This window comes from Paenimyroides tangerinum (assembly GCF_003865405.1).
In the GTDB taxonomy this organism is placed as follows: Bacteria; Bacteroidota; Bacteroidia; order Flavobacteriales; family Flavobacteriaceae; genus Flavobacterium; species Flavobacterium tangerinum.
Genome location: NZ_RQVQ01000039.1, coordinates 1 through 18,326, shown reverse-complemented (window position 1 = coordinate 18,326; position 18,326 = coordinate 1). Strand labels below are relative to the sequence as shown.

Here is an 18,326-nt window from a genome sequence, read left to right as displayed (position 1 = left end):
TATCGATTTTTACTATATTTAAGAACTTTTAAATATTTATAATTAGTTTAACTAGCTTTTAACAAATATTAAAAAGCTAAAAAGCTATTTTTGCTGATAAAACAAACTTCAAATTCTAATGTTCGGTCAAAATTCAATATATAAATGCCTTTTTTTATCAATTACAACTTTATTATGCTCTTGTAGCAAAAAAGAAATTGATAAAAATGATTTTCATGCATATTTTGGCGGAGAAATAATTAATCCGAACGCATCTTACATCCTATTTTGCAAAGACAACAAAGTTATCGATACATTGCATATTGATAATTTTAATAAATTTTCAAAGAAATTTGATTCTTTAACTCCTGGAATGTACATAATTAAACATGGAGATAAAACAAAATATGTGTTCTTTGATAAGAATGATAGTTTGAATTTGAGAATAAATACAAAGGACTTTGAACACGCTTCATCTTTCTATGGAACAGGAAAAAACAAAAACAATTTTTTACTTGAAATTTTCGCTTCGAATATTGATAACAAAAACAATTTAGATTTTCATTACGGCAAAGATTACAAAAAATTCAAAAGAAGTAATGACTCATTAAAAGATGCCAGAACTGCATTTTACTTGAGAAGAAAAACCGAAATTGGTTGGAATCATGATTTTGATTTATATGCTAAAGCAATTATTGATTTAGAATATTTTACTAGATTGGAAATTTATCCATTAGCACATTCAGAATATACAAATAAAAACATAAAGGATAGTTTACCAGAAAATTATTACGATTTTAGAAAAAAGATAAATTTTAATAATGAAAAATTAAGTGAGTTTGCTCCTTTTACAAGATATTTAGCTATAATGCTAAATTCAATTGTATCTGAAAAAAATATTGAGTCAGATTTTGATAAAAACATTGCAAAGCTTAAAATTGTTGATTCATTAATTTCGAATCAAAAGGTAAAAAATAAAATCCTTAATAACATCGCATTTGTTTATTTACTTGAAGATCAAAATATTGTAAATAATAATGAATTTTTAAAACAATATTTCGAAATTTCTACAGATTCCACACAACAAAATGAGATTTTAAAAATCAAAAAATCTATTAAAAATCTAAATGATAATAATAGATTACCAAAAGTTGAATTAGTCGATGTTAAAAACAATCCCTTTGATTTAAATTCGAATATAAAAAAGAATACAATTGTTGTTTTCTGGACAAAAAATGCAATAAATCATTACAACGCTTCTCAGAAAAAAATCAACGAGCTTGCGCAAACACATCCTGATTATGATTTTGTTTCAATAAATATTGACCACGATTACGATTATTGGTCAAAACTTATCAACCTAAGAAACAATCCAAATACTGTTGATTTACAAGCTAAAGATTTCACAAATCTTAAAGATTTATGGATTGTAAATAGATTAAATCGTACTATCATTTTAAACAAAGACGGTTCAATAAAAGAAGTTTTTGCTAATATTTTTGATGAAGATTTCGAAGAAAAATTATAAATTTAAGTTAGCGGATTCAAATTATTTTCTCTGAAATACAAAATTTTAGAAAGAAACATGGTCGCCATTTTATCGGCACGCCAAATAGCTTCATCGGCTTTTTTTCCTTCAAAATGAGTGTAAACAACATCTGAAAATAATTCTTTCCAACGCTTAAAATGTAATTCATCAACTGGTAAATGTGCATGTGGAGGAAACGGTCGTCCAGAATAAGTATAATCTTCTAAAAGAATTGTTTGCCAAAAGCGATACATTTTTTCCAAATGTTCGTCCCAACGATTTTGAATAACGCCATTAAAAATCGGACCAATTAAATCATCATTTTGTACTTTATCATAAAACGTATCAACCATTAGTTTGATGTCGTCTAAATTTTGAATGTCTTTTTTCATATCACTTTAAAATAGTTTCTCGAAAAACAATTGCTTAAAATCAAGGTTTAGATTACTTTTACTTTATGAAAAATGTAATTGTTTTAGGCTCGGGAAATGTCGCTTCACACTTGATTTCGTTTATTGAAGCAAGTAACGATTTGAATTTAGTTCAAATTTACGCAAGAAACTCGAATAATGTTAATATTTCGATTGATAAATCTTTAATTACTAATGATTTCAAACAAATTAGAGAAGCTGATATTTATATTATTGCCGTTTCTGATAATTCGATTGCAGAAGTATCTGAAAAACTTCCTTTTGAAAATCGTTTAGTTGTTCATACATCGGGTTCTGCAGAACTTACAACCCTAAATTCCAAAAACAGAAGAGGCGTTTTGTATCCTTTACAAACTTTTTCAAAAAATAAAAAAGTAGATTTTAGTGAAATTCCATTTTGTTTGGAAACCGAATTTGAATCTGATTTTCAAAATATTCAGAATTTTGCTCAAAAATTTTCTACAAAAGTTTATCAAATTTCATCTGAACAACGAAAATATATTCATGTTACGGCGGTTTTTGTGAGCAACTTCACCAATCATATGTTTGCAATCGGGAATGAAATTTGTAAAGAAAATGAAATTCCATTCGAAATTTTCAAACCTTTGATTCAGGAAACCGTCAATAAAATTGCAGATTTAGAACCAGTTTTAGCACAAACTGGACCAGCTGTTCGAGATGATACAAATACCATAAAAAAACATTTGGATTTAATTTCAAATGAAAAAATAAAATCACTATATTTAAATATTACAGAATCAATTAAAAATTATAATGTCAAAAAGTTATAAAGAGTTAATGAATGACATCGATACATTTATTTTCGATATCGATGGCGTTTTAACTGATGGGTCAATTCATATTGCTGCAAATGGAGAATTATTACGCAATATGTTTATCAGAGATGGTTACGCAATGAAAGCGGCAGTTGAAAACGGATACAATGTATGTATCATTTCTGGAGGAAGCAATGATGGCGTTCGAACCAGATTAAAAAATTTAGGAATCAATGATATTCATTTAGGAGTTTCTGACAAAGTAGAAATTTTAAAAAAATATACAGATATAAATAACATCAAAACTGAGCGAATACTATATATGGGAGATGATATTCCCGATTATTGGATAATGCAAGAAGTAGGATTACCAACTTGCCCACAAGATGCCGTTCCAGAAATCAAGAAAATCAGTAAATACATTTCTCATATAAACGGTGGTCGTGGTGCAGTTAGAGATGTTATCGAACAAGTAATGAAAGTTCAAAACAAATGGTTTGAACATTTCAATGCAAAATTTGACTAACATTTAAACTATGAGCTATGAAAATTTTAAGAAAAGATCAGTTACAAATAGGCGTTCAACTTTTAGTAATAGTATTACTAATTCGGTACGGATTATTTAAAACATTGGGGTTGGAAGTCGCCCTAACTGATTTTGAATTTATCCTTTTTATAGTTTCATTCGGATTTATTTATTCTGGAGGTTTGTTATTATTTGCAATTTTAAGGCAAGAAAAACACCCAGAAAAAAACATTGTAAAAAATATTGATAGAGCTTATTACACATACCTAGGATTAAATTCTATTGGTATTGGAATAAGCTTTTTTTTAGCTAACGAAATTGGAAATGTTGGTTATTTTGGTTTTTTTATTGGTTTAGCTGCTTTACTTTATTTATATATTACACAATGGATAAAAATTCCGTTGTTAAGTAATATTATCTTTGCTTGCATTGCTGCCTACCCTATTTTTACTGGAATTATTTTAGATTTGGTTCCTAAAATAGAAATGCAAAATCCTATTTATCCTTATATGGATTTGTTTACTATTTTGTTTTCATATTCAATATTAACGACATTATTATTTTTCATAAAAACATTAGTTCTTGATTTAAAACATATAGATGATGACCGTTATCATAACAAAAAAACATTAGCAACGATGCATGGAACTGAAAAAGGAGCGATTCGTACTTCTTATTTGATTTTTATTCCAATCTTGATGATTTTGTTTTTTGTACTTCAATATTATAACAAATTACAAATATTTTCAATTTATTGTTTAGTTGCAATAGCTCTACCTTTATTATATTCGTTCTTTCAGCTAAACAAAGCCAAAGAAATCAAACAATTTAATACTTCAAACAATATTCTTAACGCAATAATTTGGTTAGCGATTATTTCTATAGTATTTTTATTTTTTAATATAAAATACTATGTTGCTTCATAAATTATTAGAAGATAAAAAACTCATATTAGCCTCAAATTCTCCAAGAAGAAAACAATTTTTAACTGATTTAGGACTTTCGTTTGAAGTAAAACCTTCTAACGCAGATGAATCATATCCAGAAAATTTAATTCATTCTCAAATTACAGATTATATTGCCAAAGCCAAAGCCGATTTTTTTATTGATTTAGCAGAAAACGAAATCGTAATAACTTCAGATACTTTGGTTTGGAATAATGGAATAATTCTAGGAAAACCTGAAAATAAAGAACAAGCTTTTCAGATTATCAAAAGTTTATCAAACAAAACACACGAAGTTATTTCTTCTGTTTGTTTAAAATCTAAACACAAAACACATCTTTTTAATGCCATAACATTTGTGACTTTTTCTGAACTTACAGAAGAAGAAATTTGGTATTATATCGAAAATTATAAACCTTTTGATAAAGCTGGCGCTTACGGAATTCAAGAATGGATTGGATTAATTGGAGTCAAAGAAATCAAAGGTTCTTATACGAACGTCGTTGGTTTACCAATGGAAAAATTATATCACGAACTTATTGAATTTTTACAGTAATGAATTTTAATATCAACGAATTTTATCCGCAAATTATCGCAACAATTTTGGCGATAATAATAACCATAATCATCAAATACGCAAGCAAAGGAATTATTTCTAAACTTTCTGAAGTTTCTGAGAAAGCAGAAAATAGACGAAGAATCATCACCAAATATATTGATTGGATGATTTATACACTGTTTATTGTTTCTTTACTAGGAATTTGGGGAATTGATACTAAAAATGTAGTTACTTATATCACTTCAATCCTTGCATTTATTGGAGTTGCGCTATTTGCTCAATGGTCTGTTTTAAGTAATATTACAGCAGGAATTGTAATGTTTTTTTCTTTTCCATACAAAATTGGAGACACCATAAAGATTGAAGATAAAGATTTTCCTATCGAAGCACAAATCGAAGATATCAAAGCTTTTCATACCATTTTAATTACAAGTGAAGGTACAAAAGTAACATATCCAAATAATCTTTTCTTACAAAAAGCAGTTGTAATCGTAAAATCAAGCTAATGTTCAATCGCCTAAAATACTTAATATTATTAGCCGTTACTTTACCTTGTTCGGCTCAAAAACCAGTGAAATTAACACCTTCTGAAATTTATCACAAGGTCGAAAAATTGAACACTTTAGCTTCGGCTCTATATATTGCAGCACATCCAGATGATGAAAATACAAGGCTGATTACGTATTTATCAAATAAAGAACACGCAGAAACTTCCTATTTATCATTAACTCGAGGAAATGGTGGTCAAAATTTAATAAGTAACGAATTAGGCGATGTTTTAGGAATTATTAGAACTCAAGAGCTTTTGAATGCTCGAAAAGTTGATGGTGGAGTTCAGTATTTTTCTACAGCTAACGATTTTGGTTATTCAAAACGTCCTGGTGAAGCTTATGATAAATGGCAAAAAGAAAGTATTTTGGGACAAGTTGTTTACACAATTCGAAAATTACAACCCGATATTATTGTCAATCGTTTTGACCACAGAACTGAAGGAACAACACACGGACATCATACAGCTTCTGCACAATTATCTGAATTAGCTTTTAAAGATGCTGGAAATAAAAATAAGTTTTCTAATCAATTAAAAACGTTAAAAACATTTGAACCAAAACGTTTATTTTTTAATGCGTCTTGGTGGTTTTTTGGAGGAAAAGAACAATTTGCGAAAGCTGATAAATCAAAATATATTCCGTTGGAAACTGGCGTTTATTATCCACTTTTAGGAAAGTCAAATCAAGAAATTGCTTCGTTGAGTCGAAGCCAACATCAATCTCAAGGTTTTGGAGATATGTCTTCACGTGGTTCGGATATTGATTATTTAGAACTTATTTATGGTTCAAAATTAAACAATCAGCAAAATCTGTTTGAGGGAATCGATACTTCGTGGAATCGAATTGAAAATGGAAAACCAATTGGTAATAAAATTTCTCAATTATTAGAAAATTTCGATTTCAAAACTCCTGAGAATAATGTAAATGCATTAGTTGAAATTTACAGCTTAATTGAAAATTTAGATGATTCAATTTGGAAAGAACGCAAATTGAATGAAGTAAAAGAATGCATTTTATTTTGTACTGGTTTATTCATCGAAGTTAGTAGCGATTCTCAATTTATTTCACCAAATGAAACTGCCTATTTTAAATTTGAACTTACTAATAGAAGCAATTATCCAATCGAATTCAGACAAGTTAATATTTTTGGTGAGCAATTAAAAAATATAAATTCAGTTTTATTATCAAATAATGAAGCTAAAATTGAAACATTTAGTCTAAAAGTTCCAAATAATTTAAAACTTTCAAAAGCAGAATATTTAGAAAATCCCCAAGAATCATTTTATAATCAATTTAAACCTTCAGATGAATTAATATATCATATTCAATTAAAATTCAATGATATAAATATTACTTTTGATAAGAAAATTGTTTATAAATTTAAAGATGAAGTTAAAGGTGAAGTTTATGATAATGTTTTAGTTGTTCCGAAAATTAGTACAGCAATAAAAAACAATATCTATATAATTGAAAATCAAAAAGAACAAAAAATTTCAACTTCAATTAAATCTTATGTTGATACATTTTCTGGTAAAGCACGATTGATTTCAAAAACAAATCCAAAAAACAAATCGGATTGGAAAGAAATCACTGGCTTAAGTTTATACCAAGAAATAAATTTAGATTTTGATGTTTCTATTTCTGACAATCTTTTAGAAGAAATTTTTGAATTGGAAGTAGTTTCAAACAATGAAACTTTTAATAAAGAAGTTCAAATCATAAGTTACAACCACATCCCTACTCAAGTACTTTTAAAAGATACTCAAACCGAAATCAAAAAAATAGAAATTGCAAAAACAAATTCTAAAATTGCTTATTTGATGGGAGCTGGTGATGATATTCCAATGAATTTACAAAACATTGGTTATGATGTAAGTTTAATTTCTGTTGACCAAATTACTAAAGCTAATTTAGCAAATTTTGACGCGGTTATTTTAGGAATTCGTGCTTTTAATACCATTAAAGAATTGACTTATAAAAACGAAATTCTGTTTGATTTTGTAAATAATGGCGGAATAATTATCAATCAATACAATACAAATCATTCTTTGGTTACGGATAAAATTGCACCTTATAAATTACAACTTTCTAGAGATAGAATCACAAACGAAGATGCTGAAGTAACTTTCTTGAAACCAAATCATCAAGTTTTAAATTATCCGAATAAAATTACAAAACAAGATTTTACAGGTTGGGTTCAAGAGCAAGGTTTGTATTATGCAAGCGAATACGATTCAAAATTTATACCTATATTGGAATCAAAAGATTTTAACGACCCAAAAACACAAGGTATTTTATTAATTGCGCCTTATGGAAAAGGATATTACGTTTACACTGGTTTGAGTTTCTTTAGACAATTACCAGCTGGAGTTCCTGGCGCTTACAAGCTTTTTGCTAATTTAATAGCTTTAAAAAATGAAACAAAATAATAATTTTAAATGGCGAAGAAGCTATAGCGTTGTACTTTTCTTAAATGTACTTTATTTGGCTTTTTTCTATTTTTTAATGCGTTTATATTCATAAGATGAATTACATAGATTGGATTATTTTAAGCTCAACACTTTTATTTATTGTTATTTACGGAACTTTAAAATCAAAAGGAAGTAAGAATGTTGAGGAATATATTTTAGCTGACCAAAATACGAATTGGTGGACGGTTGGACTTTCTGTTATGGCAACCCAAGCGAGCGCAATTACGTTTCTTTCAACACCTGGTCAAGCGTTTCACGATGGTTTGGGCTTTGTTCAATTTTATTTTGGATTACCATTAGCAATGATTGTCATTTGTATCGCATTTATTCCTGTTTATCATCGCTTAAAAGTTTATACGGCTTATGAATTTCTTGAAAATCGTTTCGATTTAAAAACAAGAACTTTAGCAGCAGTTATTTTCTTAATTCAAAGAAGTGTTGGAACCGGTTTAACCATTTATGCACCATCAATTATTTTATCATCTATTTTAGGTTGGAATCTTACTTACATTACGATTACAATCGGAATATTGATTATAATTTATACCTATTTCGGTGGAACAAAAGCATTAAATGTCACTCAAAAACAACAAGCTTTTGTAATTATGTTTGGTATGTTTATTACCTTTTTATTGATTATTTATAAATTCCCGACAGAAATTACGTTTAGTAATTCATTAGATATTGCTTCGATAAATGGTAAAATGGACATACTGAATTTTTCTACTGACCCGTCTGAAAAATACACAGTTTGGAGTGGAATTACAGGTGGTTTTTTCTTAATGTTGGCTTATTTTGGAACAGACCAATCGCAAGTTGGACGTTATTTATCTGGTAAATCAATCAAAGAAATTCAAATGGGATTGATTATGAACGGAGCTTTAAAAGTTCCGATGCAATTTTTCATCCTTTTGGTCGGAGTTATGGTTTTTATCTTTTTCCAATTCAATAAATCACCTTTGCATTTCAATCCGAATAACACAAGAATGATTGAAAACTCAGCATATAAAACACAATATCAAGAATTAGAAAATGAATTGGATGTGGTTTTAGAAGAAAAAAATGAAATCACACTGTTGTATTCTGGCCAATTAAATCAAGATTATGACAATCCGATTTTGGAAGAAAAAATGATTAATTTAAATGAAAAAGAACGTGAAATTAGAAAACAAGGTTCAGAATTAATCAAAAAAGCAAATCCATCTGCAGAAACAAATGACAAAGATTATGTGTTTATTTATTTTATATTAAATTATCTACCGCACGGATTAATTGGATTGTTATTAGCAGTGATTTTCTCTGCAGCAATGTCATCTTCAGCTTCAGGTTTATATGCAATTGCATCAGCGTCGGCAATGGATTTATATCGTTCGCACGTTAAAGATAAAACGGATGAACAATATTTGAAAGTTACTAAATATTCTGTTATTTTTTGGGGAATCGTTTGTATTTTAACTGCTTGTGTAATTAACCTTTTTGAAAATTTAATTCAATTGGTTAACATAATTGGTTCAATTTTCTATGGAACCGTTTTAGGAATTTTCTTAGTTGCTCTTTTTGTAAAATACGTAAAAGCGAAAGCTATTTTTTGGACAGGATTATTTGTACAGATTTCTGTAATCTATATTTTTCTTTTAGATATTGTTGGTTATTTATGGTTAAATTTAATCGGAACACTTGGAGTTATTTTACTTTCTATAATCGTGCAATTCTTTATAAATATGAATTCAGAAAAAAAAATGAATTAATTTTAAATAAACAGTTAAAATTTTAAAATCAAAGTCCAACTTAATAAAGTTCACTAAATTTACTTTTCTTAATTAAACGAACCTTAAAACTTAAGGTTGAAAATTCTATATAATGTCTCAAAAAATTAACTTAACCGTATTTAAAGAATTTGTAAAATCAAGTAATTTCGGAGGGATTCTTTTATTCATTTGTGTAATATTTTCCTTAATAATTGCAAACAGCCCTTTAGCCGAAGGATTAAAAAATATTTTAGATACCAAATTCGGTTATGAAAACAATTCCATTCATTTAAATTATTCCGTTATAATGTGGATAAATGATGGATTAATGGCTATTTTCTTTCTTTTAGTTGGATTAGAAATCAAACGTGAAGTTGTTGAAGGTGAATTATCATCACCTAAAAAAGCTTCTTTACCTATTTTATGTGCAATTGGTGGAGCAATCGTACCTGCAATTATTTATCTTTCATTAAACGCTGGAACAGTAACAGCTTCGGGCTGGGGAATTCCAATGGCAACCGATATTGCATTTGCCTTAGCTGTAATTTCATTATTAGGAAAGAATGTGCCACCGAGTATTAAAGTATTTTTAGCTGCTTTAGCTATTGTTGATGATTTAATTGCAATTCTTGTAATAGCATTTTTCTATTCGAGCGGTATTGAAACTACCTATTTAATGTACGCTGGAATTGGAATGATTATTTTAATTGCTATGAATCGATTTAACGTTCAGAATCCGTATTTATATTTAATTCCTGGAATTTTTATTTGGTATTTTATTCATCATTCTGGAATTCACGCTACGATTGCTGGAGTTTTAGTTGCAATGACAATCCCAACGAATGATACAGATATCGAATCGCCTTTAGAACGTTTAGAACACGCAATCGCAAGACCTGTAAACTTGTTAATTATTCCGTTGTTTGCATTTGCTAATACTAATATTACATTTCAACAAGAAATGCTTCACGGACTTACTTCACCTATTGGATTAGGTATTTCATTAGGTTTATTCTTTGGAAAACCAATTGGAATCTTACTAACTTCATTTATTTGTACGAAACTAAAAATTAGTTCTTTACCAGAAGGTAGTAGTTGGAGTCATATTATTGGTGTTGGATTTTTAGCAGGAATTGGTTTTACGATGTCAATTTTTGTTTCGCTTCTTTCTTACAAAGATCCATTGTTTGTTGCCGAAGCTAAATTATCTATTTTATTAACGTCAATCATTGCAGGAACGGTAGGATATTTTTTCTTAAAATCATTAAAACAAAAAAATTAATATAACTAAAGCGAGTGTTTTTCACTTGCTTTTTTATTCAAAAAATATGAAAGCAATTGTTATTGGAGGTTCAGGAGCAACAGGAAAAGAATTGATTAATCAATTGATTATGGATGATTCTTATTCGGAAATAAAGAGTTTTGTTAGAAGAAAATCAAATTTAAATCATCCGAAACTAAAAGAAATAATTATTGATTTCGATAAAATCTATGATTACCAAAATGAAATAATTGGTGATGTGGCTTTTTCTTGTTTGGGAACAACTTTAAAATTAGCTGGAAGTAAAGAAGCACAATGGATTATTGATTACGATTACCAATATCATTTTGCTCAGATTTCAAAAGAAAATCATGTTTCTACATTTGTTTTGATTTCTTCTTTTGGAGCAAATAAAGATTCAAAAATATTTTACTCAAAAATGAAAGGAAAATTAGAAGCTCAAGTTTTGAAACTTGATTTTAATCGTACAATTATTTTTCAGCCGCCAAGTTTAATACGTCCAAATTCAGATAGAAATGGAGAAATTATTGGAATGAAGGTAATTCGTTTTTTTAATAATTTTGGAATATTCAAAAGTTTTGAACCTTTGCATGTTACAGATTTAGCTAAAGCAATGATTCAATCTGTTAAACATTTATCCAACGGAAATCATATTATAAAACCATCCGATATAAAAAAATTGTTACCAAACTCATAATCGAATTTGGTAACAATCGCAATGTAAATTAAACTTATAAAGTTCCGAATTTTCCAGCGTTAAAATCATTAACCGCTTCCATCAATTCTTGTTGTGTATTCATAACAAACGGACCATAATGTGCAATCGGTTCATTAATTGGTTCACCTGATAAAACCAAAACAATTGCATCATCATTCACTTTTACTGTAAAATTTTCGCCAGATTTTTCCATTAAAGCCAAATGATCGGTTGGTACATTTTCATTATTATTTATCGTGATATTTCCTTCTAAGACCAATAACATTGTTGTATAATGTTCTGGAAATGAAAATGTAGTTTCAGCTCCCGATTTCGCTTTTAAATTATACATATGAATCGGTGTAAAAGTAGAAGCCGAACCTTGAATTCCTTCATAATTTCCAGCAATAATTTCAATTAAACCTAAATCATTACTTAATGTAACCCTTGGAATATCTTTATTTTCAATGGCTTGATATTTTGCATTTGTTTTTTTTGCAACTGCAGGAAGATTAACCCAAAGTTGAACCATTTGGAAAATTCCGCCCGTTTTACTCCATTCCGTTTCGTGAAATTCTTTATGTAAAACTCCAGAAGCTGCGGTCATCCATTGTACATCACCTTCGCCGATAATTCCACCTCCACCACTACTATCTCCGTGTTCAACTCGACCTTTGTAAGCAATAGTTACAGTTTCAAAACCTTTATGTGGATGAACTCCAACTCCACGAGGAATTTCTGAAGGAGGGAAATTATATTTAGAATTGTAATCAAACATTATAAACGGGTCCATACTTTGCATATCCATTCGGTATGCGCTAGGAATGAAATTATGAACTCTAAATCCATCACCAACAAAATGAGGTTCTCTAGGACTAACTACTATTTCTACATTTCTTGTTTTCATAATCTTGAATTTTATAATACAAATTTAGAGCTAATAACATTATTTAGAAATAATCTAGATTAAGAAATAATAAAATCAACTATATAAATTTAAATCGTTAAGAAAATATTTTTTGGATTTAGTATAAATGTTTTAATGTAAAAAAAATGAAATAAAATTTACCTAATTAAAATATACTTTTAAAGTCATAGTTCCAATTAAAAAGATAAACTGGGAAAAATAATATAAAATAATTTCCAAAAACAGAAAATATACCCATTTAGAAATATCACCTTTTGTTAGAATGTTATACTTTTTAGTTAAAAAAACTAGTATTTGTTAATTTATTATGTTTATTTTTATACTTAATTTTAATATTTTTAACAAAACAAACCACTTATAATCAAAAAAATTATGAAAAAAATCTGCTTAATTATTATATTTCTATTCTTTACAGCTCATATTGTTCGTGCGCAATATGTTCCTGGAACTAATAACATTCTCTATGTGAAACAGAATGCAACAGGTTCAGGAAACGGGTCGTCATGGAATAACGCTGTTCCTGATTTAGCTAATGCGTTAAAATGGGCGCATACCAATAGAGCAAATTTCGTTAATAATCCATTACAAATATGGGTTGCAGGCGGAACATACACACCAAAATATTCACCTGAAGATGGTTCAACTTTTGGTACAAATCAAAATAGAAAAAACAGCTTTTTGATGGTAAACAACGTAAAACTGTATGGAGGATTTGCTGGAACAGAGACTTCATTAAGTTCTAGAAATTTAAATTTAACGGCTAATAAATCAATTTTATCTGGAGATATTGGAATTTTAAACAATACAAGTGATAATTGTTTACATGTTGTTATTGCAGTTGGAAATGTTGGTTCAGCTACATTAAATGGATTTACTGTCACAAAAGGAAACGCAAATCAATCTGGGAACTTCAATGTTAATAGTACAAATGTAAGTAATTTTGCTGGAGCTGGTGTTTATAACAGAAACACCTCAATGACTATTGACTACACGACTTTCGAAGAGCTAAATTCTGAATATGGAAGTGGAATTTATTTAATAAATAGTCCAATGAATATTACAAATTCAGTTTTTAATAATAATACAGCAACTGAAGGAGCTTGTATAAACACTTTAAACGACACTTATACTGGTCAATATGGCAAAATAGTAAATTGTGTTTTTTCTAACAACTTTGTAAGCGGTTCTGGTTGTGTTCTTTTCTTCGAAGATGGACCACCTAATAGTAACAGATTGGAATTTATAAACTGTACATTTGCAAATAATACAGCCTATAATCAAGGTGGATTAATAAACTATTATACTGATCAAACAGGTCCTGCACCTGCTTTTAAAAATTGTATTATTGATTCACCAGCCAATGAAGTCTTGTTTTATGGTAACAATTTTTCAAAATTTGTGAATATACTTTTTGCAAATTGTATGACCAATAGTTCAGCTTTAACTACCAATCCTTCAAACATAAATAATTTAATAAATGCAAATCCATTATTTGTAGATCCGTCTCAAAATAATTTTAGATTACAGAATAATAGTCCTGCGATAAATATTGGAAATAATATTTACCTACCATCTACAACTACAACCGATATTGAAGGAAATTCTCGTATAGTTAATTCAACTGTTGATCTTGGTGCTTACGAAAACCAAAGTTTACCTGAAACTCCTGCTCCAACAGCCACTAATCAAACATTTTGTTCAAATTTAAATGCTACAGTTGCAAATTTAGTTGCTACAGGTAGTAATATTAAATGGTATAATTCGGCAACTTCGACAAATCCATTAACAACGACAACACCATTAACTACTGGAAATTATTTTGCGACACAAACTATTAACGGTATAGAAAGTATTTTGAGAACCCAAATATTAGTTACTATCACAAATACTCCTGCTCCAACAACAAATAATCAAACATTTTGTCCAAATCAAAATGCAACGGTTGCTAGTTTGGTTGTAACTGGAACCGCAATAAAATGGTATAGTTCTGCAACTACAACAACTCCATTAGCTGTAACAACAGCTTTAGCTTCTGGAAATTATTTCGCAACTCAAACAGTAAATAATTGTGAAAGTACACGAACTCAAATAACGGTTACTATCTCAAATACAGCTGCACCAACTGGATCTAATCAAACATTTTGTGCAAGTTCAAATCCAACGGTAGCTAATTTGATTGCAACCGGAACGGCTATTAAATGGTATAACTCAGCAACAGCAACAACTCCATTAGCTGCAACAACTGCATTAGTATCTGGAAATTATTTTGCATCACAAACTGTAAATAATTGTGAAAGTACAACAAGGAAACAAATAACGGTAACAATAACAAATACAGCTGCACCAACTGCAGTTAATCAAACGTTTTGTGCAAATCAAAATGCAACGGTTGCGAATTTAGTTGCAACAGGAACGACTATCAAATGGTATAGTTCTGCAACTGCAACAACACCTTTAACTCTAACTACAGCATTAGCTTCTGGAAGTTATTTTACTACACAAACTATTAATAATTGTGAAAGTACTCGTACTCAAATAACGGTTACTATCACAAATTCGGCTGCACCAACGGCAGTTAATCAATCTTTTTGTCCAAATCAAAATGCAACAGTTGCGAATTTAGTTGCAACAGGAAACGCAATAAAATGGTATAATTCTGAAACTGCAACAACTCCATTAACTGCAACAATAGTATTAGTTTCTGGAAATTATTTCGCAACTCAAACAGTAAATAATTGTGAAAGTACACGAACTCAAATAACGGTTACTATCGCAAATACAGCAGCTCCGACTGCAGTTAATCAATCGTTTTGTCCAAATCAAAATGCAACGGTTGGAAATTTAGTTGCAACTGGAACAGCAATAAAATGGTATAGTTCTGCAACTGCAACAACTCCATTAGCTGTAACAACAGCATTAGTATCTGGAAATTATTTTGCTACACAAACTATTAATAATTGTGAAAGTACAACTAGAAAACAAGTAACGGTAACAATAACAAATACAGCTGCACCAACTGGATCTAATCAAACATTTTGCGCAAGTTCAAATCCAACGGTAGCTAATTTGATTGCAACTGGAACGGCTATTAAATGGTATAATTCTGCGACAGCAACAACTGAGTTAGCTGCAACAACACCTTTAGTAGCAGGAAATTATTTTGCGTCTCAAACTTTAAATAACTGTGAAAGTACAACTAGAAAACAAATAACGGTAACAATAACAAATACAGCTGCACCGACTGCATCAAATCAAACATTTTGTGCAAATCAAAATGCAACGGTTGCGAATTTAGTTGCAACTGGAACCGCAATAAAATGGTATAGTTCTGCAACTGCAACAACACCATTAGCAGGAACAATAGCATTAACTTCTGGAAGTTATTTTGCTACACAAACTTTGAATAATTGTGAAAGTACTAGAACACAAATTACAGTAACAATTACAAATACAGCTGCTCCGACTGCATCAAATCAAACATTTTGTGCAAATCAGAATGCAACGGTTGCGAATTTAGTTGCAACAGGAACTGCAATAAAATGGTATAGTTCTGCAACATCTACAACACCGTTATCTACAACAACAGCTTTGGTTTCAGGAAATTATTTTGCTACACAAACTTTGAATAACTGTGAAAGTAATAGAACACAAATTACAGTAACAATTACAAATACAGCTGCTCCGACTGCATCAAATCAAACGTTTTGTACAAATCAGAATGCAACTGTTGCAAATTTGGTTGTAACTGGAACGACAATAAAATGGTATAGTTCTGCAACTGCAACAAGTCCGTTAGCCGCAACAACAGCATTAGTTTCTGGAAATTATTTTGCTTCACAGACTCAAAATAATTGCGAAAGTACTAGAACACAAATTACGGTAACGATTACAAATCCGACTGCACCGACTGCATTGAATCAAACGTTTTGTACAAATCAAAATGCAACAGTTGCTAATTTAGTTGCTAACGGAAGTAATATAAAATGGTATAGTTCAGCAAATTCAACAACACCATTAACTCCAACAACAGCGATAGTTTCTGGAAATTATTTTGTTACACAAACTATAAATAATTGCGAAAGTACTAGAACACAAATTACAGTAACTATTACAAATACGGCTGCACCGACTGCATCAAATCAATCGTTTTGTGCAAATCAGAATGCAACAATTGCTAATTTAGTTGCTACTGGAAGTAATATAAAATGGTATAGTTCAGCAAATTCAACAACATCATTAACTCCAACAACAGCATTGGTCTCAGGTAATTATTTTGCTTCGCAAACTGTAAATAATTGCGAAAGCTTAAGAATACAAATAACTGTTACGATTGGAAATATTGCAGCACCAACTACTGTAAATCAAACACAAGAATTTTGTTCGAACACAAATCCAAATCTTTCAAGTTTGGTGATTAATGGAACAGATATAAAATGGTATAGCTCTGCAACTGCAACAACACCACTAAATAATAATACTTTACTAGCAAATGGCTTAATATATTATGCTTCGCAAACATTAAACGGTTGTGAAAGTGCTAATAGAACTGCAATTACTGTAACTATTAACAATGTACCACAAATACCAACAGCAAATACGATTCAAGAATTTTGCGGATTTGCAACTATTGCTGATTTAGAAGTTTCTGGAGTAAATGGTGCAGAGATTTTATGGTATGCTTCATCTATTTCATTGAATCCGTTACCAATAAATACCATTTTAACTAATGCTACATATTATGTTACTCAAAAAGTTGGAGCTTGTACTTCTGATAGAAAAGCTATTACAGTTAGAGTTACCAATCAAGCTGCACCAAATTTAAACGCGTTTGAATTTTGCGGTAGTGCAACTGTTGCCGACTTATATATTCCTGTTCCTACTGGCGTTACTTATAAATGGTATAATTCACCATCAAGTACAAATCAATTAACATCAACAACTCCTTTAAATACAGGAAATTATTTTGTATCAAGAGTTCAATTTGGTTGTGAATCATTAAGAGCACAAGTTTCTGTTTTAATCAAAGATTTACCTGATAGTCCGACTGGAGTTTCTCCGCAAATTTTTATTGAAGGATCTGTTTTAAATCAAATTATAATAAATCCAACAACTGCGGTTTATTATATTACTGAAGAAGACGCAAGAACAAGTACAAATCCTTTGTCTCTGAATATGCCACTTGTAAACGGAACAACATATTATGCGGTTGTGATTGGAACAAATGGATGTCCGAGTTTACCTTTGCCTATTACAGTGGATGTTTATCTATCAAACAATGAATTTGAAAAAGATAAGTTGAAATATTATCCAAATCCAGTTGATGATAAATTACAAATCGAATATTTTGAAAATATTGTTCAGGTTGATGTATATGATTTATTAGGTAGAAAAATAAAGTCAATAAATACTAATAATAGAAATGTTGAAATTGATTTGTCTGAATTAAGTGCTGCAACCTATATGATTCAACTACAAACTGAAACTAAACAGCAGTTTATTAAAATAATAAAACAATAATAAAAAAAGAAAGAGGAAGCTTCATAGATATTATGACTTCCTCTTTTTTAATACTGTTGTATTTATTAAATCTATAAATTAAAATTTTTATTTTAACAAAAAAAAACATGATAAAACTATTTTTATTTATATTTTTTTATATTTACATTTTTTTTTAACATAAAATACGATTAATTATGTTGCATTTATTAATTAATCACATCTACAAATAATACAACAACAACTTAGAATCCACTTATAATCAAATATCATGAATAAAATCTACCAACTTATTTTTCTAGTTTTTACTAGTTTAATTGTACAGGCACAACAATATGTTCCTGATTCAAACAATGTACTTTTTGTAAAACAAGGTGCTACTGGTACTGGCGATGGTTCGTCGTGGGCGA

The 18,326-nt window shown here is 29.4% G+C and carries 13 protein-coding genes; 11 read left to right on the top strand and 2 right to left on the bottom strand.

Annotation, left to right across the window (positions count from 1 at the left end):
- Positions 1 to 118: 118 nt before the first annotated feature.
- Entirely contained in the window at positions 119 to 1,507 is a 1,389-nt protein-coding gene (locus tag EG240_RS13520; protein ID WP_125019892.1) for a TlpA family protein disulfide reductase, read from the top strand.
- Positions 1,508 to 1,509: 2 nt separating this feature from the next.
- On the opposite strand, the gene EG240_RS13515 is transcribed toward EG240_RS13520, so the two are convergent.
- The gene (locus tag EG240_RS13515) at positions 1,510 to 1,899 is read right to left on the bottom strand and encodes a group III truncated hemoglobin (protein WP_125019891.1); all 390 of its coding nucleotides are present in this window, start codon (positions 1,897 to 1,899) and stop codon (positions 1,510 to 1,512) included.
- Positions 1,900 to 1,964: 65 nt separating this feature from the next.
- Between EG240_RS13515 and EG240_RS13510 the strand changes: the two genes are divergently transcribed.
- From EG240_RS13510 to EG240_RS13470, 9 genes are all read left to right on the top strand, one after another.
- Complete coding sequence (locus EG240_RS13510) at positions 1,965 to 2,729, top strand: Rossmann-like and DUF2520 domain-containing protein (RefSeq protein ID WP_125019890.1); 765 nt, start codon at positions 1,965 to 1,967, stop codon at positions 2,727 to 2,729.
- Positions 2,713 to 3,240: a KdsC family phosphatase gene (locus tag EG240_RS13505; protein ID WP_125019889.1), complete on the top strand. Its 528-nt coding sequence runs from the start codon at positions 2,713 to 2,715 to the stop codon at positions 3,238 to 3,240. Before EG240_RS13510 ends, EG240_RS13505 begins: the two co-directional genes overlap by 17 nt.
- Before the next feature lie 17 nt (positions 3,241 to 3,257).
- Positions 3,258 to 4,166, top strand: coding sequence for a UbiA prenyltransferase family protein (locus tag EG240_RS13500; protein WP_125019888.1), 909 nt, complete (start codon positions 3,258 to 3,260; stop codon positions 4,164 to 4,166).
- A complete protein-coding gene (locus EG240_RS13495; RefSeq protein ID WP_125019901.1) occupies positions 4,156 to 4,740 on the top strand; it encodes a Maf-like protein in 585 nt (194 codons plus the stop codon). The genes EG240_RS13500 and EG240_RS13495 overlap by 11 nt, the downstream gene beginning before the upstream one ends.
- Positions 4,740 to 5,249 carry a mechanosensitive ion channel domain-containing protein gene (locus tag EG240_RS13490; RefSeq protein WP_125019887.1) on the top strand — a complete coding sequence of 170 codons (510 nt, stop codon included), beginning with the start codon at positions 4,740 to 4,742 and terminating at the stop codon, positions 5,247 to 5,249. Before EG240_RS13495 ends, EG240_RS13490 begins: the two co-directional genes overlap by 1 nt.
- Positions 5,249 to 7,723, top strand: coding sequence for a PIG-L family deacetylase (locus EG240_RS13485; RefSeq protein WP_125019886.1), 2,475 nt, complete (start codon positions 5,249 to 5,251; stop codon positions 7,721 to 7,723). The genes EG240_RS13490 and EG240_RS13485 overlap by 1 nt, the downstream gene beginning before the upstream one ends.
- A 95-nt stretch (positions 7,724 to 7,818) precedes the next feature.
- A complete protein-coding gene (locus EG240_RS13480; RefSeq protein ID WP_125019885.1) occupies positions 7,819 to 9,513 on the top strand; it encodes a sodium:solute symporter in 1,695 nt (564 codons plus the stop codon).
- A gap of 112 nt (positions 9,514 to 9,625) precedes the next feature.
- Positions 9,626 to 10,795 (top strand): Na+/H+ antiporter NhaA, encoded by a 1,170-nt coding sequence (gene nhaA, locus EG240_RS13475; protein ID WP_125019884.1) that lies wholly within the window; start codon positions 9,626 to 9,628, stop codon positions 10,793 to 10,795.
- A 46-nt stretch (positions 10,796 to 10,841) separates the two neighbouring features.
- Positions 10,842 to 11,492, top strand: a complete 651-nt coding sequence (locus tag EG240_RS13470) for an NAD(P)H-binding protein (protein WP_125019883.1) — start codon at positions 10,842 to 10,844, stop codon at positions 11,490 to 11,492.
- A 34-nt stretch (positions 11,493 to 11,526) separates the two neighbouring features.
- Here the strand turns inward: EG240_RS13470 and EG240_RS13465 are convergent, their stop codons facing one another.
- The gene (locus EG240_RS13465; protein WP_125019882.1) at positions 11,527 to 12,399 is read right to left on the bottom strand and encodes a pirin family protein; all 873 of its coding nucleotides are present in this window, start codon (positions 12,397 to 12,399) and stop codon (positions 11,527 to 11,529) included.
- Positions 12,400 to 12,792: 393 nt separating this feature from the next.
- On the opposite strand from EG240_RS13465, the gene EG240_RS13460 reads away from it, so the two are divergent.
- A complete protein-coding gene (locus EG240_RS13460) occupies positions 12,793 to 17,937 on the top strand; it encodes a T9SS type A sorting domain-containing protein (protein WP_125019881.1) in 5,145 nt (1,714 codons plus the stop codon).
- The last annotated feature ends 389 nt before the right edge of the window (positions 17,938 to 18,326 follow it).

Bases quoted from the DNA above. Each gene is read 5' to 3' on its own strand.
- EG240_RS13520 (WP_125019892.1), top strand. From the start codon at position 119: ATGTTCGGTCAAAATTCAATATATAAATGCCTTTTTTTATCAATTACA.
- EG240_RS13515 (WP_125019891.1), bottom strand. From the start codon at position 1,899: ATGAAAAAAGACATTCAAAATTTAGACGACATCAAACTAATGGTTGAT.
- EG240_RS13510 (WP_125019890.1), top strand. From the start codon at position 1,965: ATGAAAAATGTAATTGTTTTAGGCTCGGGAAATGTCGCTTCACACTTG.
- EG240_RS13505 (WP_125019889.1), top strand. From the start codon at position 2,713: ATGTCAAAAAGTTATAAAGAGTTAATGAATGACATCGATACATTTATT.
- EG240_RS13500 (WP_125019888.1), top strand. From the start codon at position 3,258: ATGAAAATTTTAAGAAAAGATCAGTTACAAATAGGCGTTCAACTTTTA.
- EG240_RS13490 (WP_125019887.1), top strand. From the start codon at position 4,740: ATGAATTTTAATATCAACGAATTTTATCCGCAAATTATCGCAACAATT.
- EG240_RS13485 (WP_125019886.1), top strand. From the start codon at position 5,249: ATGTTCAATCGCCTAAAATACTTAATATTATTAGCCGTTACTTTACCT.
- EG240_RS13480 (WP_125019885.1), top strand. From the start codon at position 7,819: ATGAATTACATAGATTGGATTATTTTAAGCTCAACACTTTTATTTATT.
- nhaA (WP_125019884.1), top strand. From the start codon at position 9,626: ATGTCTCAAAAAATTAACTTAACCGTATTTAAAGAATTTGTAAAATCA.
- EG240_RS13470 (WP_125019883.1), top strand. From the start codon at position 10,842: ATGAAAGCAATTGTTATTGGAGGTTCAGGAGCAACAGGAAAAGAATTG.
- EG240_RS13465 (WP_125019882.1), bottom strand. From the start codon at position 12,399: ATGAAAACAAGAAATGTAGAAATAGTAGTTAGTCCTAGAGAACCTCAT.
- EG240_RS13460 (WP_125019881.1), top strand. From the start codon at position 12,793: ATGAAAAAAATCTGCTTAATTATTATATTTCTATTCTTTACAGCTCAT.